18 protein-coding genes are annotated in these 25,909 nt (G+C 58.4%); 10 read left to right on the forward strand and 8 right to left on the reverse strand.

Annotated features, from left to right (window positions below; all coding sequences use genetic code 11):
• Positions 1-123 precede the first annotated feature (123 nt).
• The 3 genes from V8J88_RS01640 to waaA are packed head-to-tail and all read left to right on the forward strand — an operon-like array spanning position 124 to position 3,827.
• On the forward strand, positions 124-1,500 hold the full coding sequence (locus V8J88_RS01640) for a phosphomannomutase/phosphoglucomutase (protein WP_338847402.1): 1,377 nt from the start codon (positions 124-126) through the stop codon (positions 1,498-1,500).
• A 21-nt stretch (positions 1,501-1,521) separates the two neighbouring features.
• Positions 1,522-2,517 carry a lipopolysaccharide heptosyltransferase I gene (gene waaC, locus V8J88_RS01645; protein ID WP_338847403.1) on the forward strand — a complete coding sequence of 332 codons (996 nt, stop codon included), beginning with the start codon at positions 1,522-1,524 and terminating at the stop codon, positions 2,515-2,517.
• Positions 2,514-3,827 carry a lipid IV(A) 3-deoxy-D-manno-octulosonic acid transferase gene (gene waaA / locus V8J88_RS01650; protein WP_338847404.1) on the forward strand — a complete coding sequence of 438 codons (1,314 nt, stop codon included), beginning with the start codon at positions 2,514-2,516 and terminating at the stop codon, positions 3,825-3,827. Before waaC ends, waaA begins: the two co-directional genes overlap by 4 nt.
• Here the strand turns inward: waaA and V8J88_RS01655 are convergent.
• From V8J88_RS01655 to argA, 4 genes are all read right to left on the reverse strand, one after another.
• On the reverse strand, positions 3,809-4,318 hold the full coding sequence (locus V8J88_RS01655) for a methylated-DNA--[protein]-cysteine S-methyltransferase (RefSeq protein ID WP_338847405.1): 510 nt from the start codon (positions 4,316-4,318) through the stop codon (positions 3,809-3,811). The genes waaA and V8J88_RS01655 overlap by 19 nt on opposite strands.
• Positions 4,315-5,805: an AlkA N-terminal domain-containing protein gene (locus V8J88_RS01660; protein WP_338847406.1), complete on the reverse strand. Its 1,491-nt coding sequence runs from the start codon at positions 5,803-5,805 to the stop codon at positions 4,315-4,317. Before V8J88_RS01660 ends, V8J88_RS01655 begins: the two co-directional genes overlap by 4 nt.
• 310 nt (positions 5,806-6,115) lie before the next feature.
• On the reverse strand, positions 6,116-6,391 hold the full coding sequence (locus tag V8J88_RS01665) for an oxidative damage protection protein (RefSeq protein WP_338847407.1): 276 nt from the start codon (positions 6,389-6,391) through the stop codon (positions 6,116-6,118).
• A gap of 17 nt (positions 6,392-6,408) precedes the next feature.
• Positions 6,409-7,719, reverse strand: a complete 1,311-nt coding sequence (argA, locus tag V8J88_RS01670; protein ID WP_338847408.1) for an amino-acid N-acetyltransferase — start codon at positions 7,717-7,719, stop codon at positions 6,409-6,411.
• A gap of 175 nt (positions 7,720-7,894) precedes the next feature.
• Between argA and hrpA the strand changes: the two genes are divergently transcribed.
• Complete coding sequence (hrpA, locus tag V8J88_RS01675; protein ID WP_338847409.1) at positions 7,895-12,142, forward strand: ATP-dependent RNA helicase HrpA; 4,248 nt, start codon at positions 7,895-7,897, stop codon at positions 12,140-12,142.
• A 78-nt stretch (positions 12,143-12,220) separates the two neighbouring features.
• Positions 12,221-13,138, forward strand: a complete 918-nt coding sequence (locus tag V8J88_RS01680; protein WP_338847410.1) for an Rpn family recombination-promoting nuclease/putative transposase — start codon at positions 12,221-12,223, stop codon at positions 13,136-13,138.
• Between the two features lie 51 nt (positions 13,139-13,189).
• Here the strand turns inward: V8J88_RS01680 and V8J88_RS01685 are convergent, their stop codons facing one another.
• The gene (locus tag V8J88_RS01685) at positions 13,190-13,963 is read right to left on the reverse strand and encodes a hypothetical protein (protein ID WP_338847411.1); all 774 of its coding nucleotides are present in this window, start codon (positions 13,961-13,963) and stop codon (positions 13,190-13,192) included.
• An 87-nt stretch (positions 13,964-14,050) separates the two neighbouring features.
• Positions 14,051-14,839 carry a hypothetical protein gene (locus V8J88_RS01690; protein ID WP_338847412.1) on the reverse strand — a complete coding sequence of 263 codons (789 nt, stop codon included), beginning with the start codon at positions 14,837-14,839 and terminating at the stop codon, positions 14,051-14,053.
• Between the two features lie 602 nt (positions 14,840-15,441).
• Here V8J88_RS01690 and cysQ point away from each other — a divergent pair.
• The 3 genes from cysQ to V8J88_RS01705 all read left to right on the forward strand — a co-directional run bounded on the left by cysQ (position 15,442) and on the right by V8J88_RS01705 (position 18,857).
• Positions 15,442-16,236 carry a 3'(2'),5'-bisphosphate nucleotidase CysQ gene (gene cysQ / locus V8J88_RS01695; protein WP_338847413.1) on the forward strand — a complete coding sequence of 265 codons (795 nt, stop codon included), beginning with the start codon at positions 15,442-15,444 and terminating at the stop codon, positions 16,234-16,236.
• 8 nt (positions 16,237-16,244) lie between these two features.
• Positions 16,245-17,021: a sulfite exporter TauE/SafE family protein gene (locus tag V8J88_RS01700; RefSeq protein ID WP_338847414.1), complete on the forward strand. Its 777-nt coding sequence runs from the start codon at positions 16,245-16,247 to the stop codon at positions 17,019-17,021.
• A 78-nt stretch (positions 17,022-17,099) separates the two neighbouring features.
• On the forward strand, positions 17,100-18,857 hold the full coding sequence (locus tag V8J88_RS01705; RefSeq protein ID WP_338847415.1) for an alkaline phosphatase D family protein: 1,758 nt from the start codon (positions 17,100-17,102) through the stop codon (positions 18,855-18,857).
• A 68-nt stretch (positions 18,858-18,925) separates the two neighbouring features.
• Here V8J88_RS01705 and V8J88_RS01710 read toward each other — a convergent pair whose 3' ends face one another.
• Positions 18,926-20,008 carry a M35 family metallo-endopeptidase gene (locus V8J88_RS01710; protein ID WP_338847416.1) on the reverse strand — a complete coding sequence of 361 codons (1,083 nt, stop codon included), beginning with the start codon at positions 20,006-20,008 and terminating at the stop codon, positions 18,926-18,928.
• 572 nt (positions 20,009-20,580) lie between these two features.
• Here V8J88_RS01710 and V8J88_RS01715 point away from each other — a divergent pair.
• Complete coding sequence (locus V8J88_RS01715) at positions 20,581-21,849, forward strand: CaiB/BaiF CoA-transferase family protein (protein ID WP_338847417.1); 1,269 nt, start codon at positions 20,581-20,583, stop codon at positions 21,847-21,849.
• 119 nt (positions 21,850-21,968) lie between these two features.
• Positions 21,969-22,472, forward strand: a complete 504-nt coding sequence (locus V8J88_RS01720; RefSeq protein ID WP_338847418.1) for a hypothetical protein — start codon at positions 21,969-21,971, stop codon at positions 22,470-22,472.
• A 176-nt stretch (positions 22,473-22,648) separates the two neighbouring features.
• On the opposite strand, the gene V8J88_RS01725 is transcribed toward V8J88_RS01720, so the two are convergent.
• Positions 22,649-25,774, reverse strand: a complete 3,126-nt coding sequence (locus tag V8J88_RS01725) for a S8 family peptidase (protein ID WP_338847419.1) — start codon at positions 25,772-25,774, stop codon at positions 22,649-22,651.
• Positions 25,775-25,909 lie beyond the last annotated feature (135 nt).

Consider the following 25,909-nt stretch of genomic DNA (forward strand, 5'->3'; position numbering starts at 1 on the left):
GTCATTGGCTGCGGTTTTGTTTTTTCTGAAACCGGCATGTAACGCTTTGCCAGCTGATTTGACAGGCTGCGCAAACGCGCGTATTTTTGCGGCTTTTCTTCTCTCCATCACCCGGTCCACACCATGCTTACTCTCGCCAAATCCATTTTCAAGGCTTATGACATTCGCGGCATCGTTGGCAGCACCCTGGATGCGCAGATCGCGCAGCAAATCGGGCGCGCCTTCGGCAGCGCCGCCCGCGCCAAAGGCGAAACCAGTGTGGTGATCGGGCGCGATGGCCGCCTGTCCGGCCCGGATCTGGCGCAAGGCCTGGCGCAAGGTCTGCAAGCCGCCGGCGTGGACGTGATTGACCTGGGCGTGGTCGCCACCCCGATGGTGTATTTCGCCACCCATCATTTACCGACCTCATCCGGCATCATGGTCACCGGCAGCCATAATCCGCCGGATTACAATGGTTTCAAAATGGTATTGGCCGGCGAAGCGATTCACGGCGCTGCGATTACCGCATTGTATGAGCGTATTGTGGCTGGCGATTTCACCAGCGGTCAGGGTGAAAAACGTGAATACGATATTCGCGATGAATACCTGCAAAGAATCAGCGGCGATATCAAACTGGCGCGCCCGCTGAAAATCGCAGTCGATTGCGGCAATGGCGTGGCGGGCGCATTTGCGCCGCAACTGTATCGTATGCTCGGTTGTGAAGTGCAGGAATTATTTTGCGAAGTTGATGGTAATTTCCCGAATCACCATCCAGACCCGGCGCACCCGGAAAATCTGCAGGATTTGATTGCCGCATTGCGCGCTGGCGATGCCGAAATCGGCCTGGCCTTTGATGGCGATGGCGACCGTTTAGGGATTGTCACCAAAGATGGGCAGATCATTTATCCCGATCGCCAAATGATGTTATTTGCCGAAGATGTATTACAACGCCATCCGGGGCGCGAAATTCTGTTTGATGTCAAATGCACCAGCCATCTGGCGCCCTGGATCAGCGCGCGCGGCGGCCAGCCTTTGATGTGGAAAACCGGCCATTCTCTGGTCAAAGCCAAATTGCGTGAAACCGGCGCGCCGCTCGGCGGTGAAATGAGCGGCCATATTTTCTTCAAAGACCGCTGGTATGGATTTGATGACGGCTTATACGCTGGCGCGCGCATGCTCGAAATATTGGCGCGCCAAGCCGATCCTTCCGCACTCTTGAATGCTTTGCCGCAATCGGTCAGCACACCGGAATTGCATTTGCATTTGGCTGAAGGTGAGAATGTGCAATTAATTGAAATCTTGCGCGCTCACGCCGAATTTTCCAATCCGCAGGAAATCATCACGATTGATGGTTTGCGCGTGGAATATGGCGACGGCTTTGGTTTGGCGCGCGCCTCAAATACCACGCCGGTGGTGGTATTGCGTTTTGAAGCGCAAAGCGCAGACGGATTGACCCGTATTCAAGCCGATTTCCGGCGCGTGATTCTGGCTGCGCGCCCGGACGCCAAGCTGCCGTTTTAATCCACACCGCGCCGCGCCATCTTGAAGATCCTGCTGATACGCGTCTCCTCGCTGGGCGATGTGGTGCACAACATGCCGCTGGCGCATGATTTGCTGCAGCGCTTCCCCGGCGCGCACATCGACTGGGTGGTGGAAGAAGCTTATGTCGATCTGCTGCGCCTGTGCCAAGGCGTGGGCCGTATCATTCCCTACGCCCTGCGACGATGGCGCAAAAACCTGCTGCAAGCCGACAGCCGTGCGGAAATGCGCGCCTTTAAACAAGCGCTGCAACAGGAGCACTACGATTACGCATTTGAATGCCAGGGTTTGTTAAAAACCGGCTTGATCCTCGGCTTGGCGCGCGCCAGTCATAAAATCGGCCTCGGCAACGCCAGCGAAGGTTCGGGTTACGAAGCCATTTCCCGCTTGTTTCACAGCCGCAGCATTGTGCTGCCGCCGCGCACCCATGCAGTGGCGCGCGCGCGCCTGATGGCCGCCGCCGCATTTGGCCCCTTGCCGCGCGAAAGCGATTTGCCGCCCGCCGATTTTATGTTGCGCGCGCCGCAAGTCGATACCGCCTTCTTGCCGCAAGGCCCGTATATCTGTTTTTTCCACGGTACTGCCGGGGCCGCTAAAAAATGGCCGCGCGTGCACTGGCAAGCACTGGCGCACAAACTGCAGCAATCCGGCTGCGCCTGGCCTGTCCTGCTGGCCTGGGGCAACCCGGCTGAACAGGAGGAAGCACAGGCCATGGCTGCCGGCATGCCGCAAGCGCGCGTCCTGCCGCGCTTATCCATGTTGCAAGCCGTCGCCCTGGCCGCCAATGCCGCTGCCGTCATCGGCGTCGATACCGGCTTGACCCACATCGCCGCCGCCTACCGTCGCCCGGTGCTGGAATTGTATTGCGCCAGCCCGCGCTGGAAAACCGAAGGAAATTGGGATGCGCGCTGCATCAATCTGGGCGACGCCGGCGCGCCGCCGGATGTGGAGCAAGTCTGGCAAGCCTGGCGACAACTCGGCGCGCAGGAAGTGTTATGAAACGATTCTGTTTGATGTTGTACAGCCTGCTATGGCTGCTGTTGTTGCCGTTGGTGTTTGCGCGGCTGGCCTGGCGCGCTCGCAAAGAACCCGCTTATCTGTCCCACCCCTGGGAACGCCTGGCCTTGTATGGCGAGGAAGCCGGGGCGCATCATGGCGCGCTTTGGCTGCATGCTGTGTCACTTGGCGAAACACGCGCCGCGCTGCCGCTGTTGCGCGCCCTGCTTGACGCTGATCCGCAGCAGCGCATCCTGCTCAGCCACACCACCGCCACCGGGCGCGCCGCCGGGGCTGAATTGCTGGCCGGCTATGGCGAACGGGTGCGCCAGATATGGCTGCCCTACGATCTTGGCTTTTTACAGCGCCGTTTGGTGCATACCTTTGCCCCGCGCCTGTGCATCTTAATGGAAACCGAGGTCTGGCCGAATTTGATGCAAGTGGCGCGGCAAGAAGGGCTGCCGGTCTTGTTGGCGAATGCGCGCATGTCTGCGCGCTCAGTGCGCAAAGCGCAGCGCATGCGCTGGCTGTTGCAGCCGGCATATGCGGCCTTGAGCGCCGTGGCGGCGCAAACCGCACAAGATGCGGAGCGTTTGCAAAGCCTGGGCGCGCGCCAGGTCAGCATCAGCGGCAGTATTAAATTTGATATCGAGATTCCCGCCGCCTGCCTGCAAACCGGGGCGCAACTCAAGCGCCTGATCGGCGCGCGCCGGGTGTTTTTATGCGCCTCCACGCGAGAAGGCGAAGAAGCGCTCCTGCTGCCGGCCTTTGCCGCGCTGCAACGCCAGCACCCGGATTGGCTGCTGTTGCTGGTGCCGCGTCATCCGCAACGGTTTGACGAAGTGGCCGCGCTGGCGCAGCAACACGGCCTGCGCTTGCAACGCCGCAGCGCACTCGGCGACTTAGCGCAAGCCGCTGCGCTGGACCCATCCTGCCAACTGCTGCTGGGCGACAGCATGGGCGAAATGTTTGTGTATTGCAGCGCCGCCGACCTGGTGTTCACCGGCGGCAGTCTGTTGCCGCTGGGCGGGCAAAACCCGATTGAAGCCTGTGCGCTCGGCAAGGCGGTCTTGTTTGGGCCGCACACCTTCAATTTTGAATGGGTGTGTGAGCAGGCGATTGCCGCCGGCGCTGCGCAACGTGTGGCCGATGTGACAGAGCTGATGCAAAGCGCGCAAATTTTGTTGCAAGATGCGGCGCAATGCGTACAACGCGGCGCCGCCGCCCAAGCTTTTGCGCAAGCGCATCGCGGCGCCACCGCGCGCAGCCTGCAGATTTTACGTAATTTACAAGATCACAATAAACGCGCCTGACCACACAGCTGCGCTTCATGCGTCAAGAGCCAGCGCTTATTCGGCAGACCGCCGCGAAAGCCGGTCAGTGCGCCATTCACCCCCAGCACCCGGTGACAGGGAATGAATAAGGGCAGAGGATTGTCCCCATTTGCGGCGCCAACCGCACGCGCGGCGCCCGGGCGGCCAAGCTGGCTGGCGATTGCGCCATACGCAGCGCTGGCGCCAAACGGAATCGCCGCCACCCTGGCCCATACCGCTTGCTGAAACGGGGTGCCTTGCAAATCCAGCGCCGTGCTGAATTGCTGGCGTTGCCCGGCGAAATATTCCTGCAATTCCTGTACGCCTTGCTGCAGCCAGCGCCAGCCGGAATCGCTTGCGCGCGCCGCCGGCAAATCATCAAATTCATGGGCAAAGCGCAAGGCGAATAAACCGCGCGCGCTGGCTTGCAATTGCATGAGGCCGCAGGGCGAATCGAGTTGCAGCGCAACCCGGTGAGAAAAACTTTTCATTGCTGTGCTCCTTGAGACAAATCAGCGCCCCACAGCGCGAACGTGGCGTAAGCGCGCCAGGGGCGCCAGGCTTGCGCATGCGCTTCCAGTGCTTTGAGCTGTGCTGACTTGCTCAAATCCTGTAACTGGCGCAATTGCACAAAGCGGTTTAATAACACCAGATCGGTGGCCGGAAAACCATCCGGAAAACGCAATGCGCGCATCGCAATATAATGCGCGCTCCATGGCCCGATGCCGCGCAAATCCTGCAGCGCAGCGACAGCCTCTTCCAGCGAGGCATACACGCGGCGCAAACCGCCGTCAGCGGCAAATTGCGCCAAACTCAGCAAAGCTTGGCCGCGCGCTTGCGGAATGCCGATTTGCGCCAATTCCGCCGCCGGCAATGCCGCCAACGCTTGTGGCGCCGGAAAATGATGGCTGAAAGCGGCTTGCTCCTCAGGCCAGGGACAGGGCAAAGTCTGCGCCTGGCCATATCGCGCAATCAAGCGGCGCGTCAGGGTGGTCGCCGCCGCCACGCTGACTTGCTGGCCGAGCAGGGCGCGCATGGCCAATTCAAAACGGCAAAAGCCGCCCGGCAAGCGCAAACCCGGCCACAAATGCGGCGCCAGCAGCGTGTCGCGTCCCAAGTCCGCCACAATCGCCGGCGGATTCGCGTCCAGATCAAATTGCTCACGCACCCGCGCAATCAACTGCTGCAACACCGGCAATAAAGATGACGTTAATTGCAATTCCAATTCTTGTTCCAGCGGTTGCGCCTGGATAAATCCGGCATGTCCCTCCAGCAAAACCGAGCGGCGCCAGGCTTGCGGCAAGACTTGTTCTACCCCGCCTAAGGTGCGTGCCGCCAAATAAGGTTGCATGCGCGCCCAATCAAACGGCGCCCGATAAGACAGACGCAAGCGCAACATCCCGGCTGCGCCATCGTTTTGCGCCGCGCCGCTGCGCCGCAAGGCTCCCGGCGTGAGTTGATAACGTTCCGCAAACAAGGCGTTAAAACGGCGCACGCTGCCAAACCCGGCAGCCAGCGCCACCTGCGCCAGCGGCAAGCCGGTTTCGGTCAGCAATTGCTTGGCCAACAGCAAACGCGCAGTCTGCGCCAGCGCCACCGGGCTGACCCCGAATTCTTCCTGCAAAATGCGGCGCACCTGGCGCGAAGACAAACCGGCGCGCGCCGCCAAGCCTTCCAAATCATCTTGATTTAAAGCCCCGGCGCAAATCTGCCGCCACAGCGCATGCGCCAGCGTCTGGCGCCAGGCAAACGGCGCCCGCTCCGGGCGGCAGCGCAGGCAAGGCCGGAAACCGGCTTCCTCCGCCGCCGCCGCGCTGGAATAAAACACACAGGAAGCCGCCGCCGGCGTTTTCGCACTGCACACCGGACGGCAATAAATGCCTGTGCTTTTCACCCCGGTGAAAAACACTCCGTCAAAGCGCGCATCACGCGCCTGTACCGCACGATAACAGGCGGCATGCTCAGGTAATTCACTCATCTCACACTTTCAGCGCGGCGCAGGCCGCTTAAAGATGCAGACACTTTAGCCTGCAAAGGCGGGCTTGTCTGGCTGTTTTCGGACATGGTTGTGGCCGCCTGCGGCAAGTTTTTGCCCGATTTTTTGTCTTGATGCGGATTCCATGCCCTTGCATGATGAGCTGAATTTTTCTGTGGCAGCTGCGGAGGTATTGCAAACCTGAGGGCAAGCGGAGTTGTGCGCCAGCTGTGAGGTTGTAAGGCGAATTCTGCGCGTTTGCAGCAATAAAAAAGGCGGCCTGAGCCGCCTTCCTGCAGATGCGCAATGCAACTCATTCAGCTGTCGGCGGCACATACCCCGCAGCCTGATCAGCGCCATCGCCAAAGAAATGTTTTTCCATTTGTTCGGCCAGATATTTGCGCGCGCGCGCATCGGCCAGGTTCAGGCGGTTTTCGTTCACCAGCATGGTTTGGTGACGGATCCAGCCGGCCCAGGCTTCTTTCGAGACATTCTCGAAAATCTTTTTACCCAGTTCGCCCGGCAGCGGGGCACGGTCCAGGCCTTCGGCTTCACGTCCGAGTTTGATGCATTGCACAGTACGCGACATAGTTTCTCCTTTGCGATTTACAGATTTTTGATCAGCACCAGCGATTTGCGCTGCCAGTTGTACATATGCTGCCGGTCTTTCGGCAGGTCGTCCACGCTGGCCGGCACAAAGCCGCGTTTGATAAACCAGTGGGCAGTGCGCGTGGTCAGCACAAACAGCTTGGTGTAGCCGCGCGCGCGCGCCAGATTTTCGATGTGGATCAAGAGGCGCTGGCCGTCGCCTTGCGCCTGCACTTCGGGGTTGACCGTGAGGCAGGCCATTTCCCCCATTTTTTCTTCATCAAACGGATACAGCGCGGCGCAGCCGAAAATCACTTGATCATGCTCAATCACCGAGAAATATTCGATTTCGCGCTCAATCAATTCGCGTCCGCGTTTGACCAGGGTGCCATCGGCTTCCAGCGGTTCAATCAGCTTGATAATCCCGCCCACATCTTCCACGGTGGCTTGACGCAGGCTTTCCAGGTTCACATGGCTGATCATGGTGCCCACGCCATCATGCGTGAACAGTTCGAGCAGGGTGGAGCCGTCTTGCGCAAACGGAATGATATGGGCGCGCGGCACGCCGTTATTACAGGCTTTGATGGCGTGCTGCAGATAAAACGCGGTATCCGCCGGCAAAAAGCCGGCTTTTAATACTGCCTCAGCCTGGTGTGAGGATAATTCGTGGATTTCGACCCCGGCGGCGTCGCTCATCATCGGTGTTTCGGTGATGAAAATCAGCTTATCCGCATGCAAGGCCATGGCCGCGTTCAAGGCCACTTCTTCCATGGTCAGATTAAAGGTTTCGCCGGTCGGTGAAAAACCCAGCGGCGAGAGCATCACCAGATTGCCGGAAGCCAGAATCTGGTGAATCGTGTCGGCGGCGATTTTACGCACCACCCCGGTCAGCTCGTAATCGATGCCGTCAATCACGCCCAGCGGGCGCGAGGTGATGAAATTGCCGGAAATAAGGCGGATCGCAGCATGCGCCATCGGCGTATTCGGCAAGCCCTGGCTGAAGGCGGCTTCAATATCCAGGCGCAGCTCGCCGGCGGCTTCCTTGGCGCATTCCATGGCGGCGGTGTCAGTGATGCGCACGCCATTCACAAAGCGGCCCGGCACATTGCGCAGCGCGAGTTGTTCCGCCACCTGGGGGCGGGAACCATGCACGATCACCACCTTGATGCCGAGCGCATGCAAGAGGGATAAGTCGTGCGCTAAAACCGGCAGCGCGCCCGCCATCACCAATTCGCCCGGAAAGGCGACCACAAAGGTCTTATTGCGGAAGGCGTGGACATAGGGCGCGACGGAGCGCAGCCATTGTACGAATTCGGTGGGATTTTCCATGCTTGGCATTATAATTCGTGCGCAAAAACCGCGCCTGACCCGACAGCATACCGAAAAACGCCCGCCCATGGGAATCTCTGTTTCGACGCTGCGCTCCACTCGCGGGAAATAAAGCCGCGCCGCATGCCGCGCGCCATACCGCTGCCGGCCGCATGCCGTGCGCTTGGAATACGCTATGTCAGAACAAAAACAGAAACCACCCGTGCGCCCGGCCCCATCCGGCGCACCCGCGCGCGCCGGGATGGCGCGCCCCGCAACCGCCAAACAAGAGTCCGCCGCGCCAGCGCAAGCCGCGCCACGGCCACGCCCGCCGCGCGAAGCGCCGCCGGCGCCTGCTGCGCAGTCTGCGCGCCAGAACGGGGCCAGCGCAGCGCGTGAGCAGCGTGCGCCACGTCCGCCGCGCAGTGAAACGGCAGAAGGCCAGCAAAAAACACCCCGGCCCGAACGTGCGCCGGCAGTGCGCAATCCGCTGCCGCCGATTACCTTCCCGGAAGAGTTGCCGGTCTCCGCGCGCCGGCAGGAAATCAGCGAAGCTTTGCGCAAACACCAGGTGGTGATTGTGTGTGGTGAAACCGGTTCCGGTAAAACCACGCAATTGCCTAAAATCTGCCTCGAACTCGGGCGCGGCAAGCAGGGTTTGATCGGCCACACCCAGCCGCGCCGCATCGCCGCCTCATCCACCGCCAAGCGCATTGCGCAAGAGTTGGGCAGCCCGCTGGGCGAACATGTCGGCTTTAAAGTGCGGTTTACCGACACCTTGAGCGCCGGCGCATCGGTGAAGTTGATGACGGACGGCATTTTGCTGGCCGAAACCCAGACCGATCCGCAACTGCGCAACTATGACACCCTGATCATCGACGAAGCGCATGAGCGCAGTCTGAATATTGATTTTCTGCTTGGCTTTTTAAAGCAATTGCTGCCGCGCCGGCGTGATTTGAAACTCATCATCACTTCCGCCACCATCGACGCACAGCGCTTTGCCGAACATTTTGCACAAGACGGCAAGCCGGCTCCGGTGATTGAAGTCTCAGGCCGCTTGTATGATGTGGAAGTGCGCTACCGCCCGATTGAATCGCCGGCGGCGGCCAAGGCGGCGCAGGAAGCCGCTTCGCGCAACGGGCGCGCCGAGCGCGATTTGATGGATGGCGTGGTGGACGCGGTGGATGAGTTATGCCGCCTGGGTTCCGGCGATGTGCTGGTGTTTTTGCCGGGCGAGCGCGAAATTCGCGAAGCCGCAGAAAGCTTGCGCAAACACCATCCGCCGCATGTCGAGATTTTGCCGCTGTTCGCCCGCCTCTCGGTGCAAGAGCAGGAGCGCGTTTTCAAACCATCCGGCGCGCGCCGCATCGTGCTGGCCACCAATGTGGCGGAAACATCGCTGACTGTGCCCGGCATCCGCTATGTGGTCGATACCGGCCTGGCGCGCGTCAAGCGCTACAGCTATCGCAACAAGGTTGAACAATTGCAAATCGAGCCGATTGCGCAGTCTTCCGCCAATCAGCGCGCCGGGCGTTGTGGCCGGGTTGCGAATGGCGTGTGCATCCGTTTGTATGATGAACAGGATTTTGCCCAGCGCCCGCGCTTTGCCGATCCTGAGATTTTGCGTTCCTCTCTGGCGGCGGTGATTTTGCGCATGCGCGCCTTGCGTTTGAGCGCGATTGAATCCTTCCCCTTCATCGAAGCGCCGCTGGGCCGCGCGATTGCCGACGGCTATCAATTGCTGCAGGAATTGGGGGCGCTGGATGAAATGAACCAGCTCACCGAAACCGGCAAAAAACTGGCGCGCCTGCCGCTCGACCCGCGCGTTGGCCGCATGATTTTGGCGGCGCAGGAAAACGCCTGTTTGCACGAAGTGCTGATTATCGCCGCCGCGCTTTCGGTGCAAGATCCGCGTGAGCGTCCCTTGGATGCGCAACAGGCGGCGGATGAGGCGCATAAAAAGTTTGCCGATGAGCGCTCGGAATTCATGAGCTGGCTCAAGATTTGGCAATGGTTTGAAAACGCGGTCGAGCACAAGAAAACCAATCGCCAATTGCAAGACCAGTGCCGCCAGCAGTTCCTGTCGCAATTGCGCTTGCGCGAGTGGCGCGATGTGCACAGCCAATTGCTGACGATTGTGCGCGAGCAAGGCTGGCATATCAATTCCGCCCCCGCCACCTATGAGCAATTGCATCTGGCGCTGCTCACCGGCCTGCTCGGCAATATCGGCTACAAGAGCGATGAGGAAGCGCATTATCTGGGCGCGCGCGGGATTAAATTCCATTTGTGGCCGGGCATGCATCTGAGCAAGAAGCCGGGACGCTGGGTCATGGCTGCGGAATTGGTGGAAACCAGCCGCCTGTATGCGCGCTGCATTGCGCAGATTCAGCCGGAATGGCTGGAAAAAGTCGGCGCTCATTTGCTCAAAAAATCCTGGGGCGAGCCGCGCTGGGAAAAGAAGCAGGGACAGGTGAGTGCTTCCGAGCGGGCCACCCTGTATGGCCTGGTGGTGTACAGCCAGCGCCGCGTCAATTATGGCGCTTTGAACCCCAGCCATGCGCGCGAAATTTTTATCCGCGAAGCCTTGGTGCAGGCCGAGTTTGAAACCCGTTTGCCGTTCTTTACGCACAACCAGAATCTGGTGCGCGAAATTGAAAATCTGGAACACAAATCGCGTCGTCTGGATGTGCTGGTGGATGAGGCTTTAATTGAAGCCTTTTATGATCAGCATATTCCGCCCGAGATTTGCACCACGGTCGATTTTGAGCAGTGGTATAAGCAGGCCAGCCGGCATCACAGCAAGCTTTTGTATCTGGTGCGCGATGAATTGATGCGGCATGAAGCTGCGGGCGTCACCACCGATTTATTTCCTAAACGCTTTATCGCCGCCAGCCTGGAGTTGGCGCTGTCTTACCACTTCGAGCCGGGCAGCGTGCGCGATGGCGTCACGCTCAGCGTGCCGCTGTATGCCTTGAATCAAATCCAGCGCGAGCGTTGTGAGTGGCTGGTGCCGGGCATGTTGAAAGAAAAAGTGCATTTGCTGCTCAAGTCGCTGCCGCAAAAATTGCGCCGCCATTGCGTGCCGCTGCCGGAATACGCCAGCGGCTTTTGTGCGCGCACTGAAGAACAATTCGGCAAGAGTGCTTTGCTGGATGCCCTGATTCACGATTTGCGCGAACAAAAAGGTTTGCTGGTCAAGCTCTCTGACTTTAAGCCGGAAACCCTGTCAGCCCATCATTTCATGAATTTCAAAGTGATTGATGAGCATGGCCGGCAATTGGAAATGGGGCGCAATCTGGCCGCGCTGCAAAGTGAATTCGGAGCGCAGGCGCGCGCCAGTTTTCAGCGCATGGCGGAGCAGGGCATCAGCGATTTGGCGCAGGCGCAAGCCGCGCCCGTATCCGTGCCTGTCACGCCGGATGCGGGACAGGACTCAAGCGGCTTGTCTGAGCAGGGCCGCGCGCAACTGCTGGCGCTGACCGGCGGGCGCGGGGCCAAGCCGAACGCGGCCCAGCCATCTGCGCCAGCCGCGCCGGCTGCGCAAACTGCGCCGCAAGCCAAACCGGCTGCAACATCGGCTGCGCCGGCGACGCCGGTGAATTACAGCAATCTGACTGCCTGGAGTTTTGGCGAATTGCCGGAATTGCTGGAAATCGGCCAGGGCAAGCTGACCCTGATTGGCTATCCGGCCCTGGTGGATAAAGAAACGCATGCCGATCTGGAAGTGTTTGATGATCCGCAAGTGGCGGCGCGCACCCATCGCGCCGGCCTGCGCCGCCTGTTTGCCTTGCAATTCAAAGACCAGTTAAAGCATCTGGAAAAGAATATTCCGGGCTTGCAGCAAATGGGCATGCAATTCATGTCCCTCGGCAGTCAGGAAGAATTGAAAGCCCACATCATGCAAGTCGCGCTGGATCTGGCTTGCATGCAAGAGCCGCTGCCTTTGAACGAGGGTGAATTTAATAAGCGGCGCGACGAAGCCAAGACCCGCTTAGGCTTGCTGGTGAATGAAACAGCGCGCTTGACGGCGACCATTCTGGCCGAGTTTTACCCGCTGGCGAAAAAGCTGCAAACCATACGCGCGCATGCCGACAGCCATGCGGATATGGAGCAGCAGCTCAAGAGCCTGGTGCATAAGCGCTTTTTGCTGGAAACCGCGTATGCCCAGCTCAGCCATTTTCCGCGCTATTTGAAGGCGATAGGCGTGCGCATCGACAAATTACGCAGCGACCCGGCGCGCGATGCGACGCAAATGGCGCAATGGCTGTCAGTCGCCAACCCCTGGCGGCGCGCGCAAAAACAGGCGGCGAGCGACCCGCAAATGCAGGATTTCCGCTGGATGCTGGAAGAGTTGCGGGTCGGCCTGTTCGCCCAGGAATTGAAAACGCCGATGCCGGTCTCGGTCAAGCGTTTGCAAAAAGTGTGGGAGAGTTTGCAGCGTTGAGTGTACAGCTCAGCCCTCATGCACAAGCGGTGGCGGCTGACGTACAATGCGCTTGTCTTCTTTTGTCACGTTGCCGCCATGCTGACTGAACGCTACATCAATCTGTTTACTGATTTCGGCTTCAAGAAAGTCTTTGGTGAAGAGCCGAATAAAGACTTGCTGATCAGCTTTTTGAATTCCCTGCTGCCGGCGCACCACCAGATTGCCGATCTGGAGTTTTCCCGCACCGAGTGGCAGGGCAAAACCGCGCTGGACCGCAAGGCGGTGGTGGATTTGCATTGCAAGGCGCCGGATGGCACGGTGTTTTTGGTCGAGTTGCAAAAAGCCAAGCAAAATTTCTTCAAAGACCGCAGCATTTTTTACGCCAGTTTTCCGATTCAAGAGCAGGCGCAGCGCGGCGATTGGGATTACCGGCTGGCGGCGGTGTATTCCATCGGCATTCTGGATTTTAATTTTGATGACGCCGACAAGGACGATGTGATCCATACCGTGCAGCTCAAGAATCAGAAAAACCAGGTGTTTTACGACAAGCTGACCTTTATTTATCTGACCCTGCCGAACTTCAAGAAAACCCTGGATGAGTTGCATACTTTGCTGGACCAGTGGCTGTATCTGTTCCGGCATTTGCCCAATTTGCAGGAAATGCCGCCGCGCTGGCATGAATTGGTGTTCCGCAAATTGTTCAAGATTGCCGAATTGGTGCAGATGCCGGCCACTGAGCGTAAAGAATACGAAGCCAGCCTGAAGAATTACCGCGACTGGAAAAGCATTGCCGATACCGCTTATGGCGACGGGATTTCGCAGGGGCATGCGCAAGGCCTGGAGGAGGGGCTTGCGCAGGGGCTGGAACAGGGGCTGGCGCAGGGCAAGGAGCTGGGCCGCGTGGAAGCGTTGCGCGCCACCGTGCAAAATGCGCGCGCCATAGGTTTGTCTGATCAACAGATATGCGGCTTGACCGGTTTAAGCCAGTCTGAATTGGCGCAATTCAAAGCATAAGCTTGCCCGCTGGCCGCAGCCGGCTTGCGCCGGCATCGTCAACAGGGAAATTCAGTCGCGCTTGCGGCGCCGCGCCAGCGCGCCCAGCATCAACAAACCGCCGCCCAACATGGCCCAGGTTTCTGCTTCCGGCACGGGTGCTGTGGGCAGATTGCCAAGCCGCACATCACTGCTGAAATACAGGTAATAGCCGGCGCTGCCGCCGCTCAGATTATCGATGTTGAAAGTATATTCTTTGCTGTGCTGGAAGGCGCCGCCGGTTTGTCCCAGTACGGTCTCGACAAAATCATTTTGCCCGGTGTTCCAGCCGTAGTAGGAAAAGCTGTTTTTCAGATAGAAGCCGGCTTGCGCAAGGTCATCCCCTGCAGCCAGCTGAGCTTGTGCATTTTCATGAATCACCACTTGCAAACGTGTATTCGGGGTCAGGGCCAATTGCATTCGGGCGCCGGACCAGTTGATGGCGCGTCCCGCATCTTGCAGCGCGATGCCATGGTTTTGCTTGTTCTGCGCGCCAATTGCAGCGTGGTTGCGGCTATCGTGCGAACGCAGTTCGGCGCTAAAACTCTGGTTCGAGATCCAGGGCGAGTTGTACAAATCGGTATTGGGGACGCCATCTTTTTTTGTGTCCAGGCGCGTGGTCAGCGTGTTTAAGACATCCTGATAGAGAAATGCCGGCGTCACGCCGTCATGCAAATCAAGATCAATCAGTTGCAGACTGTATTGCACTTCGCTGTTGAGCGAATGTGTGGCCGCCTGGGCTGAGGCAGTACAGAGCATGCCCATGCTGGCGAGCAGGGCGGGAAGGATGTGCAGTGTTTTTTTCATGTTTTTTTCGTGAAGAGGGTTGGGGCAAAGGAGCGGCCTGTTGCGACAGACCGCGTAAGCTTGCTTTAGCGCAGCGGATTCGCGCCATCACAAACAGGGGACGGGCGCCTGCGGACGGCGGCGTGTCATCGCAAACAAGGTGAGCAGGCCGGCGCCCATCAGGCCCCAGCTTTCCATTTCCGGCACTGCAGCCACATTGCGCAGGCTGACTGCGGAATCCGCGTAAAAGTAATATCCGGCGTTATTCACGCTGGCGTTATCAATCCACATGCTGAAAGCACGCTGCTGTTGCATGGCGCCGCCTTCCTGGTTGAAGACAAATTGCTGGCGCTCGCGCGACTGGTCGTTATAGCCGAAGTAAGACAGGGCGAATTCCCCATGCGCACGCGCGGCGTCGGCGCCGTCCAGCTGGCCATTCAGCGCGGCGCTGCCAATGATTTCCAGGCGGGTGTTGGGCGTGAGGCCGAATTGCAGCGTGCTGGCGATGCGGCCATAGGCATAGCCTGCCTTGTCCAGCGCCTGGCTGTAGGTGTGACGATCAGCGGCGGAATACGAGGCCTGATTCGTCACACCGCCCAGTGCGAGGCCGTTTTGATCCGTGCTGGCATAGGCAGACTTGAATTGTTTGCGATAGTCCAGCCCGCCGGACGTGAATGCCGCGCTGTGCTGTTCCAGCTGATTGCCCCAGAAATGGTAAGGCGTGAAATACGTGAATCCGGGAGCGATGCCGTCATTCGGGTCGAGGTCAATCAATTGCAAGCGGTATTGCAAATCAGCTTGCAGGGTTTGGCTGGCCGCCGTGGCCGGGCCGGCAGCGCCGGCGAGGAAAGCGGCAATCAGGGTGAGGCGCAGTGAGGGGTTTTTAATCTTCATCATATTCGCTCTGTCATAAAAGTATCAAAGGGACGATCAAGCAGCGGGCCGCAGCCAGGCCATCCGGGTTGATCGCTGGAGATCCGGTCTTTTATTTCACGCTGGCGCAGCAGCTCATGCCGATACGGCTGAAGCTGTTGTGGTTGATGTTTTTCTTGGTCATACGGCGAGAGTGCAACTTGGCGCTGTTTGGCTCTCGGGACAGGGCGGTAATATTGCTTAGACAATCAGCTGGTTTCATAAGCTGGCGCCATATCACGAAACAAGAGAAACCTGTTGGCTTGCGGAATTGATTGTTTTTCACATGCAACAATGAGATTTTACCACCGAAGATGGTTTATTTTGTGATGAGCGTCACAAAATCATGGTGTTCCAACAAAGGGAAGATTCTAGGCAATGGCTTCGATTTTGTGCTAGTGCAATCAAATATTGCATTTTTGCTTTGTATTTCTCTGGCGTAAGTTGCAGCGCTGTTTTTTCAGTGCTGTGTCAGACATGTGGCATGATTCATTTTTCCAGCGCAGATTTCAACGCTGCGCCACAGTTTGCGGGTGTATGCTTACCAGCAACTCAGCACGCATGAAGGCGATATCGGGAGGGGGACTATGCGCGAACTGTTACAACAAGTGTTGCATCTGGCGCAGTTGGCCGGCGATGAAGTCATGCGGGTTTATCTGGCCGGCGCCGGCGCGGTGCAGGAAAAGAGCGATCACAGCCCGCTGACTGAAGCGGATCTGGCTTCGCACCGCTGCATTATGCAAGGTCTGGCGGGATTTTCCGATTTGCCGATTCTGTCAGAAGAGGGCGGCTTGCCGGAATGGGAAGTGCGCCGGCAGTGGACGCGTTATTGGTTGATTGACCCGCTTGATGGCACCAAGGAATTTATTAAGCGCAATGGAGAATTCACTGTGAATATCGCCCTGATCGAGCAGGGTGTCCCAGTGCTCGGCGTGGTGGTGGCTCCGGCCTTGGGACGCAGCTATTACGCCGCGCAGGGCGTCGGCGCATTCAAATGGCAGGGCGGTTTGGAAAGCCCGATCCGCACCTGTCCGCGCGCGCCAGTGTGGCGGGTGGCCGGTTCGCGCTCGCATGGCGGCGATTCACTGCAGGATTTTCTGCAATACCTGGGCGCAGTCGATTTTGTGCCGATGGGCAGTTCGCTCAAGATTTGCCTGGTGGCCGAAGGTGCGGCGGATTTGTATCCGCGCCTGGCGCCCACCTCGGAATGGGACACAGCAGCAGCGCAATGCGTGCTTGAAGTCGCCGGCGGCAAGATGCTCGACTGTGATTTGCAGGACTTGCGCTACAACAGCAAGGCCGATATCTTGAATCCACACTTCATTTGCGCAGCCAGCGCTGATCCCGCCTGGATGCGGTTTTTCCGCGCAGACGCAGTATAGGGGACGCAATGATTTTATATATCACTGCCGGTTTTTTGACCGGCATGCTGATGGGCTTGACCGGGGTTGGCGGCGGGGCGGTGATGACGCCGATTCTGTTATTGCTGTTCGGGATTGCGCCGGCCACGGCAATCGGCACGGATTTGTGGTTTGCCTCGCTCACCAAGTCCGTGGCGGTGGGCATGCACCACAACACCAATTTGATTGACTGGATGGTGGTGCGGCGCATGTGGGCCGGCAGCCTGCCGGCCACCGCCATCACAATTCTGCTGATGAAATTCGGCTACATCGGAGTCGATGTGCGCTTGCTCAAATATGGCATCGGGATTGCCGTGGTGCTGACTGCGCTGTCCATCCTGTTCAAGCAGCAACTCCATAATTTGGGACAGAATTTCCGTTTGCGCGATGCCGGGCAATTTAAACAGCTGCAATTCCCTCTGACGATTTTGTCCGGTTTGCTGTTGGGCGTGATGGTGTCGCTGACCTCAATTGGCGCAGGCGCTTTCGGCGCCATGATCCTGACTTATTTGTATCCCTTGCGTATGACGCCGCATAAATTGGTGGCCACGGATATCGCACATGCGATTCCGCTGACCATGATTGCCGGCTTGGGGCATTTGCTGATCGGCAATGTCAATTTCAGCCTGCTTGGCCAATTGATGCTGGGTTCTGTGCCCGGCGTGATCCTGGGTGTGTTTCTGTCCACCCGCTTGCCGCAGGAGTGGTTGCGGTATGCGATTGTGCTGTGTTTATTATTGGTGGGCGGCAAATTATTGCTGTCATAAAAGCTGTATCAAACTGTCATGCAGGCGTCATGCGGCCTGCTTATGCTGCGCTGCATCGTATCCTGATGGAGTCTGCATATGGCCGCACTCGCATCCCCTCCGGACGCGCCGCTTGGGGCCCTGGCGCCACGGCGTGAATTCTTACAGCACATCGGCGCATGGGGCGCCGCAGCGCTGGCGGCGCCGGCATTGCAAGCCTGCCGCCATTCCCAGGCGCAAAATCTATCCCCCGAAAAACTTGCTTTTTTGCATGGCGTCGCCAGTGGCGATCCGGGGCGCGACAGCGTGGTGTTGTGGACCCGCGTGACCCCGCTGCAAGCGCTTGAGCCAGGGCAGGAGATTTGGCTCGATTGGCGCATTGCACGCGACCCGGAGATGTTGCAATTGGCCGGCAGCGGCAGCGTGGCGACATCGGCGGCGCAGGACTTTACGGTCAAGCTTGAGGCGCTGGGTTTGCAGCCGGGCCAAACCTATTACTACAGCTTTAGCGCGCCAGCCCAGGGCGCACAGGCGGCGCGCCATTCACCGCGCGGGCGCACCCGCACCTTGCCGGCGCATGATGTGGCGCAAGTCAAGCTGGCGGTGCTTTCCTGCAGCAATTTCCCGGCCGGCTATTTCAATGTCTATCAGGATTGCGCGCGCCAGACTGAGTTGGATGCGGTGCTGCATTTAGGCGACTACATTTATGAATATGGGGCGGATGGTTACGCCAGCGCGCGCGCTGAGCAATTGGGGCGGGTGGCGGCGCCGGCGCATGAATTGCAAAGTCTGGAAGATTATCGCCAGCGTTATGCCCAATATCGCAGCGACCCGGATTTGCAAGCCTTGCATGCCGCAGCCCCCTTCATCTGCATCTGGGATGATCATGAATTCGCCGATGACACCTGGCGCGACGGGGCGCAAGAGCATGACAATGGCAGCCAAGGCCCGTTTGCATTGCGCCGCGCCGCCGCCGCGCAAGCCTGGCAGGAATGGCTGCCGGTGCGCACCCCGGATATGGACAAGATTTGGCGCAGCTTTGACTTTGGCGGCTTGCTTTCACTGTATATGCTCGATACCCGGCTGGCCGGGCGCGATCAGCAATTGCAATTTGCTTCGTATGTGAATGCGCAAGGAAAATTGGATCTGGCGCGTTTGCGCCGCGATGCGCGGGCGGCGCGCCGGCGCATGCTCGGGCGCGAACAATTTGAATGGCTGCAAAGCCGGCTGCAAAACTCCAGCGCACGCTGGCAGGTGCTGGGGCAGCAGGTGTTGATGGCGCGCATGGAATTTCCTTTGAGCGTGGCCTGCGGCGAGCAGGACCGTCTGGATTGGTGGCGTGATGTGCAGCAGGCCCAGCGCGACGGCGCAAGCGTCAAAGCGCATGCGCTGTTGCATGCGCCGCGCGCGCCGTGTTATCTGGATTCCTGGGATGGTTATCAGGCCGAGCGTGAACGCTTGTACAGCCTGATGCAGGGACATGGCAAAAATCTGATTTCACTGGCTGGCGATACGCATAACGCCTGGGCCAGCGATTTGCAGGATGAGGCCGGGCGCGCCGTGGGCGTGGAATTCGCCACCGCATCGGTTTCGTCGCCCGGATTGGAGTCCTCGTATCAAGAAAGCGCGGCACTCGCCGCCTGTATGCAAGCCATGTTGCCGACCTTGCGTTACGCCCAGACTTCTTTGCGCGGTTATATGCTGCTTACGGTCAGCGCGCACGAAGCCGAATGCGCCTGGCGCTTTGTCGATACGGTGCATACGCGTCAATTCAGCGCGCATACCGGCAAAGTTTTGCGGGTCTTGCACGGGCAAGGCAAAATCAGTCCGGCCGCAGGGCAAGACGCGATTTCATAAAAACAGCCGGCTGTCGGCCAATAAAAAAACCGCAGACGAATCTGCGGTTTTTTTGTGCAGCAAAAAAATCAGTTCAGGAACGGCGTGTTTTCAGCAAAATATTCATGCGAATCGGCATTATCCACTGCTTTGCCTGGATTCGATGTGGCCAGGCTCTTGGCGGCGGATTGGCCGTAAGCCCAGTCGTCGGTGCCGCCCACCACATTGAAGTGACTCATTTCGTGAACCATGGTGCCAGCCTTGGAATCGGTGCCGGTCATCGGCGCAGACCAGAAGGCCTTGCAAACATAGATCTTGTACGGCTGGGTCGGATACACATAAGCGTAATAGCTTTGGGTGCAACCGCAATCCACCACCACGGCCTGATTATTGAAGGAATTCAAGATATTACTGAAGTGCGATTTAACAGTGGAATAACGACCGGCGTCATAAGTGCCAAACCAGGTGGTGTAGCGTGCGCCTTTATTGCCGGCATTTAAATATGAGAGCGAATTGCTGGCATAGGTTTTGGCATTCGCCACTGCGCTGGCCACCGTGGTCTTTTGCGAAGATGTGCAATTGGTGTAGGTGAGCGAGCCGGCCAGGGTTTGTTGCATCAATTGTTGCGGGGTCGGCGCTTCATAGCCGCGCGGGTGAATGCCATTTACCGCAAACGAGCTTTCATTCGATTCCAATTCGCCTAATTCAGTATGGCTGACCAGGCTTTGCGCATTCGGATTGCTGTTAAACAGATTCATCGAACCGACATGGTATTGAATTTTATAGTCGCCGCTGATACTCATATCGTATTGCGCAGACAATTCAACTTTGCGGGTATAAGATTTACCTGGTTTCAACAGCAGATAATCGGAAGCTTTGGGCGTGCCGCGTTTGATATGGGCGCCCAGGAATTGCACCGGTTTGCCATCGCGCGTCACTTCAAATAAATGTTCAGGTTGTTCTGAAAACGGCGTCAGATATTTCAATACATATTTCGGAGAAGTGCCGGTATTGGTCAGCGTGACATTTACAAATACATCATCGCTGGCTTCGTGCACATTTTTCACCGGGCTGATGGTGACTTTCACGCCATGATCGCCGGCATTCGCGGCAAAAGAGGCAAGCAGAGCAATAGCAGTTGCGGACAAACGCAGGGTGTGTTTCAGTTTCATACGGGTCTCCTGAAAATAGATTTTATTATCCAAACGCGCCGGATGTATTATTTTCATTTTTGAGATGAAACAAGGGAATCCAATAACACGGGGAGTATTGGCTTTGTTTAATCAGGGAAAATAAGTGGTTGACGCGGCTGGCTGCAACCGTGGCAGCCTGTCTTTTTATGCTGACAGTGTCTTGCCACGTGTTTATATTGCAAGAGTCTTTTTGATTTGTCAACGCTGATGCTGCATTTTTTTGCGCTGCAGCTGAGCTATTCTGCATAGCAGAATGCAGACTTGTATCTGCTGCACCATTCTGATGCGGGCGCACAATTCTGAATCAGGTTATATTTGTATCGCAACGCAAAAAAGCAAAATCCATGATTAATCTTTGCAGAGTGATGCGGAGAGCGTGTTGATAATAAAATGGAATATATGCAGATTATATATTTTCCATGCGGAAATACATTTTATTGCAATGCAATAGAAAGCATTTGATTGCTTGCCACATTTTGGTGCGTTGCATTTTTTAAAAACCGGCGTCGCCATTGCGGCGCCATCATCATGATTGAAAGGGAGAGCAGCGCATGCAGCATGATGCTTCAGAACAGCAAACGGCGCCCAAGCCGGCAGCCTTGGCGGGGGTCAAAGTCCTGGAATTGGGAACGCTGATCGCAGGCCCTTTTTGCGCCCGCATGTTGGCCGAATTCGGCGCGGATGTGATCAAGATTGAAGCGCCGGGACAGGGCGACCCGTTGCGGCAATGGCGCGTGATGAAAGACGGCGTTTCGCTGTGGTGGTCGGTGCAGGCGCGAAATAAAAAAAGCCTGGCCTTGAATATGAAAGACCCGCGTGCGCAGGAAATTGCGCGGCAACTGGCGCTGGAGGCCGACATCATTATTGAAAACTATCGCCCCGGGGTGCTGGAGAAGTGGGGCTTGGGCTATGAGCAGTTACGCGCCATCAATCCGGCGCTGATCATGGTGCGCCTGTCCGGTTATGGTCAGGATGGGCCATTGCGTGATTTGCCCGGCTTTGGCGCGATTGGCGAGGCGATGGGCGGTTTGCGTTATGTTTCCGGACATGCCGACCGTCCCCCGGTGCGGGTCGGGATTTCAATCGGCGATTCGCTGGCGGCCTTGCATGGCGTGATCGGGGCCATGCTGGCGCTGCGCCACCGCGATGTCACCGGCGGGCGCTGGAATGGCAAGCAGGGCGCGGATTGCATCGCCGGCTGTGGTCAGATGGTGGATGTGGCCTTGTATGAAGCGGTCTTTAATTTGATGGAATCCAGCGTGCCGGAATATGATGTGGCCGGCGTGGTGCGCGAGCGCACCGGCGGCGCGTTGCCGGGGATTGTGCCTTCCAACACCTATCCCAGTGCGGATGGGGATTTTGTGGTGATTTCCGGCAATGGCGATGCGATTTTCAAACGGCTGATGCTGGCGATCGGGCGCGCCGATCTGGCGCATGATCCGTCCTTGGCGCGCAATGATGGACGGGTGCCGCGCACGGAAGAGATTGATGAGGCGATTGCCGCCTGGAGCCGCTTGCATACGGCGCAGCAAATTGTTGAATTACTGCAAGCCGCTGACGTGCCGGTCGGCAAAATCTATTCGGTGCGGGATATGCTGCAAGACCCGCATTTCCAGGCGCGCGGCATGTTCGAGCAGCATTATTTTGCCGATGGCAGCCCGGTGAAATTGCCGGCGGTAACGCCGAAAATGTCGGCCACCCCCGGCGCTACGCGTTGGCTCGGGCCGCAATTAGGGCAGCATAACCGGGAAATTTTGCAGCAACTCGGCATGAGTGAAGAGCAGATTGCCGCATTGCAGGCGGATGGGGTGCTGGGCTGAGTGGAAAAGCCGCTTTTTGCCCGGATTCAGACTTGACGTCACTGCCTGCTTGCGCCACTATCATTATTCAGGAAAAAGGCGCCGCAGGCGCTGCATAAGAATGAATGAGAGGTGGAGAAATGATCAGAAAAATTGCGTTTTGCGCTGCCATGTTATGCAGCCAGCAGGCGTTTGCCTGGTGCGCTGCGCCGGCAAGTTGCGCGGCAGGCGCTTTCCCGGCGATGTTGCAAGACGGCTGGGGCGCCACTGAAAGCGCGCCGGCTTTGCGTCCGGCTTCTTCTGTGGTGAAGAAAAGCACGGAGAAAGTCAGCCAGGAATTGGAAGCGGTGAAAAAAGCGGTTGGCAAGGCCAGCTGCGAAGCCGACAACCAATGCAAAACCGTGGCGATGGGGGAAAAAGCTTGCGGCGGGCCGGAATTTTTCCTGCCCTGGTCAAGCGACAGCAAGGCCAATCCGCAAGCCGGCAAAGTCGAGGAGCTGGCGGCGAAACACCGCCTGGCGCGGCAAAAACAAATCGCCGCCGAAGGGGAAATGTCTGATTGCAAAGTGGTCAGCGATCCAGGCGCGCAGTGCAAAGCAGGTAAATGTGTATTGAAGGAAGTGAAAAACGCATCGGCTTCTTAAAGCGGATGTAAAACTGAAAAAGCCGGCGCCGCCGGCTTTTTTTACGTCTTTTTCTGCTTCTTGCGCATCGTTTGCGCTGGCTGGAGATGGCGCTGACGGCGGAATGCAATCAGCTCATGCGATATAAAAAAAGGGCCGCATCGCTGCGGCCCTTTTCATTGCATCAGAAAACTGAATCAGTTTTTGATTGCATTGGTGTTGCGCACCAGATCGGTTTGCGGGATTGCATCCGTGGTGTCAACCGACAGCAAGGTGGTGGACTGCTTCACGCCGCCAACCACATACTGCACGGCGCCCAGGTAGCGCTTGCCAACAGTCAGACCGGACCAGCTGGCAGCCACGGTGCCGGTGCCGCCGATGGTGGCGTTGCCCGGAACCAGAACGCGCAGATTGCCGCCCACGTCAGTCGGGTTCACCACCCAGCTGGACATGGTGTAGGTGGCGCTGTCGTTGTTCGGTGCATAACCGATCACGCACACTTTGTAGTTGCCTGCAGCCGGGTTGCTCAGGGTCACCACTTCGTTGGAGGTTGCGCCACCGCTGGTGCCAACTGTGGCGCCTGCGCTGTTCAACACCACCAGATCCAGGTCGTCGGCGCTGCCGGCGGCGCGGCCAGAGGTGTCGGCGTCAAACAGAGCGAAACGTGCAGTCAATGCGCCGGACGGGATGGCCACTTCGGTGACATTCACGCCAGCGCCGCCGCCTGCTTTACAAGCCGCCAGACCGCCGTCTGCATCGTTGTTCTTACCGATGGTGGCTTCCGTGCGGGTTGCTTCTTTCAGGCCGCCTTTGATGGTGCTGAAGCTGCCATTGAAGCCGGTGCCGATGGTGTACAGCGCATTGCCGGTGGCGGCTTCGCTGCTGACTTCAGCCAGTGCGGCGATCATGGTCGGCTTGGCCGACAGCGGGCTGCGCACTTTACGCACGCCATCATTCCACACCAGTTCGCCATACGCCCAGGTATCAGCCGGAGCAGTGGTGCGGGTCAGGCTGACGGTGAAGCTCTTCTTCTCGCCCGGCGCCAGGGTCAGGCTGGACGGATTCACCACCACGTTGTAACCCGGCAGGGAAGCGCTGGCTTGATAGGTCGAAGCAGCGTTGCTGACATTGGTGACGGTACGGGTGAAGGTCAGCTTGCCCATCACGCTGGCTGCAGTCAGGGACGGCAGGTTCAGGTTGTAGGAAGCGATCGAGCCGACTTGTTGGCACACAGCCGGGGAGTAGATGCCGCCGCCGCCCAAGCCGCACAGGAAGCGTGCATAGTCCACTGCGCCAGCGTCATACACCAGGCCCGGATCTGCAGCCAGATTCGGCACAACGTGACCAGCGCCTTGCGACCACGGCAATTGACCGTTTTGCATGCCAGCCAGACCGTCATTGAAAGTCATGCTGCCAGTGGTCATCAGCGCGGATTTGATGGCAGCCGGAGACCAGGTCGGGTTCAATTGCTTCAACAGCGCGCCCAGGCCGGCAACGTGCGGGCTGGACATCGAGGTGCCTTGCAGGAAGGCGGCTTCAGTTGCGCCGGCAGCGCCATTGGCGATGGCGTCACGTTCAGCCTGGGTCACGTCCGGCACATAAGCGGCCAGAATGTCCACGCCAGGCGCGGTCAGATCCGGTTTCAGGATGTTGCCATTGCCTTTGTTCGGGCCACGCGAGGAGAAGCCAGCCATCACCGGCGCCAGAGCGGTGCCCTTGGTGGCGGAGAATTTGGTGATTTCAGCAGTAGCGGCGGCATTGCCGGCGACATATGCGCGGATTGCAGCGCCATTTGCAGCCGGCACATGCACTGTCGGCACGGCGTGCGCTTCAGCAACCAGACCGGCGCCATTGTCGATCATGATCATGCCAACGCCGCCAGCGTCTTTCACTGCCTGGCTCTTGTTGACACGGGCGGTGACGCCACGGGTGCACACCACGATTTTGCCGGCGACCTTGGCCGGATCCAGCACCACAGCGCCGTCTGCCGCGCCATAGCACAGATTGGCCTTGGAGGCGTCAGCGCCAGCTGCCGCAGCTTCGGTGGACAGAATCACCGGTGTCTGACCCAGGGCCACGGTGTTCATCGAAGCGCCTTGGTACGAAGCGTTATTGCCCAGGATGGCGTTGGCTGCGTTCAGGCGGTCATGGGTCGACGCGCCCACGGTGGTCAGCCATGGGCTGATGTGTGCAACCTGGTTGGCCGGGCCGCTGTTGCCGGCGGAGGCGGCCACGAATACGCCAGCGTTGGAGGCGTTCAGGAAGGCCACTTCAACCGGGTCATTGAATTTGTCTTGCGAACCGCTGATCGAGAAGTTGATCACGTTCACGCCGTCTTTGACAGCTTTTTCAATTGCCGCCACAGAGTCGCCGGAGAAGCAGGAGTTCTTCGGATTGGCCGGATTGGCCGGATCTTGATAGCTCCAGCACACTTTGTACATGGCCAGACGTGCGCGCGGAGCGATGCCGGACATCGCGCCCATGGCGATGCCTGCAGCGCTTGCGTTCACTTTGCCATTGCCGCCAGCGGTGCTGGCGGTGTGGGTGCCGTGGCCGCCGTTGTCGCGCGGGGAATTGTAGTCAATCCAGTGCGGCGTGTAGGTGCCGTTGGCGACCAGGCTGCGGTAGGTCTTGTCAAACTTTTGTGCGCCGATCAGCTTGTTATTACAGTTGCTCAGGGCAAAACCCTCGCCCACTTCGCAGGAGCCTTTCCAGCTGGCTGGCGGTGCGCCATACACTTGCGCGCCAGCCGGATCGTGGGTGGCGAAGCCGTTCGCGTCCACACGGTCAGCAAAGCTGGTGTTTTCCGGCCATACGCCGGAGTCAACGATACCGATGATGATGTTTTCACCGGCTGCGCCCTGGCCGCCCAGACGGGTCCAGACGCCATTGCTCTTGTCCAGGCCGAGGAAACCCGGGGTGTAGTTGGTCAGCAGTTCACGCGGTTGATCCGGGGTGATTGCCGCCACGCCGGCGGTCTTTTTCAGCGCGCGCACTTCAGCGTCGGTCAGCATCGCGGTGAAGCCGTTCAACACCACTTTATAGTCGTGCACGATAGGAGCGTTGCCGATCACAGCCAGCACCGCGCCTTGTTTTTGATTCAGGTAGTTGATGTAGTTTTGCACATCAGCGGCGTTGATATCCAGCGATTGGCCGGCAGCCGGTTTGGTGGCGGCCAGACCGCGAATTTCGCCGGTGTAGGACGCGACCGGCTTGTCAGCCAGCTGCACCACGTAAGGACGGCGGATGTCAGAAGCGTGTGCGGTCATCAGGGCGCCGGACAGCAGCAACATTGCGGCGAGCGAGGTAGCGCGGAGTTTCATGGAGGGGTTTCCTTGTCTCAATCAGATGTGTTTCATTATCATTGCCGGCTTGCGTGGCGAATGGCTGTAGCCGGCTGTGAATGTGCGAGTCCCCAAGCTGCGGCTTTGGCCGCAGCTTGTGCAGATTACAGGGGA

The organism is Massilia sp. W12, from assembly GCF_037300705.1.
In the GTDB taxonomy this organism is placed as follows: Bacteria; Pseudomonadota; Gammaproteobacteria; order Burkholderiales; family Burkholderiaceae_D; genus JACPVY01.

What these genes read in the sequence shown, in the direction of transcription:
- V8J88_RS01640 (WP_338847402.1), top strand. Translation starts at nt 124, where the DNA reads ATGCTTACTCTCGCCAAATCCATTTTCAAGGCTTATGACATTCGCGGC.
- waaA (WP_338847404.1), top strand. Translation starts at nt 2,514, where the DNA reads ATGAAACGATTCTGTTTGATGTTGTACAGCCTGCTATGGCTGCTGTTG.
- V8J88_RS01655 (WP_338847405.1), bottom strand. Translation starts at nt 4,318, where the DNA reads ATGAAAAGTTTTTCTCACCGGGTTGCGCTGCAACTCGATTCGCCCTGC.
- V8J88_RS01660 (WP_338847406.1), bottom strand. Translation starts at nt 5,805, where the DNA reads ATGAGTGAATTACCTGAGCATGCCGCCTGTTATCGTGCGGTACAGGCG.
- V8J88_RS01665 (WP_338847407.1), bottom strand. Translation starts at nt 6,391, where the DNA reads ATGTCGCGTACTGTGCAATGCATCAAACTCGGACGTGAAGCCGAAGGC.
- argA (WP_338847408.1), bottom strand. Translation starts at nt 7,719, where the DNA reads ATGGAAAATCCCACCGAATTCGTACAATGGCTGCGCTCCGTCGCGCCC.
- hrpA (WP_338847409.1), top strand. Translation starts at nt 7,895, where the DNA reads ATGTCAGAACAAAAACAGAAACCACCCGTGCGCCCGGCCCCATCCGGC.
- V8J88_RS01680 (WP_338847410.1), top strand. Translation starts at nt 12,221, where the DNA reads ATGCTGACTGAACGCTACATCAATCTGTTTACTGATTTCGGCTTCAAG.
- V8J88_RS01685 (WP_338847411.1), bottom strand. Translation starts at nt 13,963, where the DNA reads ATGAAAAAAACACTGCACATCCTTCCCGCCCTGCTCGCCAGCATGGGC.
- V8J88_RS01690 (WP_338847412.1), bottom strand. Translation starts at nt 14,839, where the DNA reads ATGATGAAGATTAAAAACCCCTCACTGCGCCTCACCCTGATTGCCGCT.
- cysQ (WP_338847413.1), top strand. Translation starts at nt 15,442, where the DNA reads ATGCGCGAACTGTTACAACAAGTGTTGCATCTGGCGCAGTTGGCCGGC.
- V8J88_RS01700 (WP_338847414.1), top strand. Translation starts at nt 16,245, where the DNA reads ATGATTTTATATATCACTGCCGGTTTTTTGACCGGCATGCTGATGGGC.
- V8J88_RS01705 (WP_338847415.1), top strand. Translation starts at nt 17,100, where the DNA reads ATGGCCGCACTCGCATCCCCTCCGGACGCGCCGCTTGGGGCCCTGGCG.
- V8J88_RS01710 (WP_338847416.1), bottom strand. Translation starts at nt 20,008, where the DNA reads ATGAAACTGAAACACACCCTGCGTTTGTCCGCAACTGCTATTGCTCTG.
- V8J88_RS01715 (WP_338847417.1), top strand. Translation starts at nt 20,581, where the DNA reads ATGCAGCATGATGCTTCAGAACAGCAAACGGCGCCCAAGCCGGCAGCC.
- V8J88_RS01720 (WP_338847418.1), top strand. Translation starts at nt 21,969, where the DNA reads ATGATCAGAAAAATTGCGTTTTGCGCTGCCATGTTATGCAGCCAGCAG.
- V8J88_RS01725 (WP_338847419.1), bottom strand. Translation starts at nt 25,774, where the DNA reads ATGAAACTCCGCGCTACCTCGCTCGCCGCAATGTTGCTGCTGTCCGGC.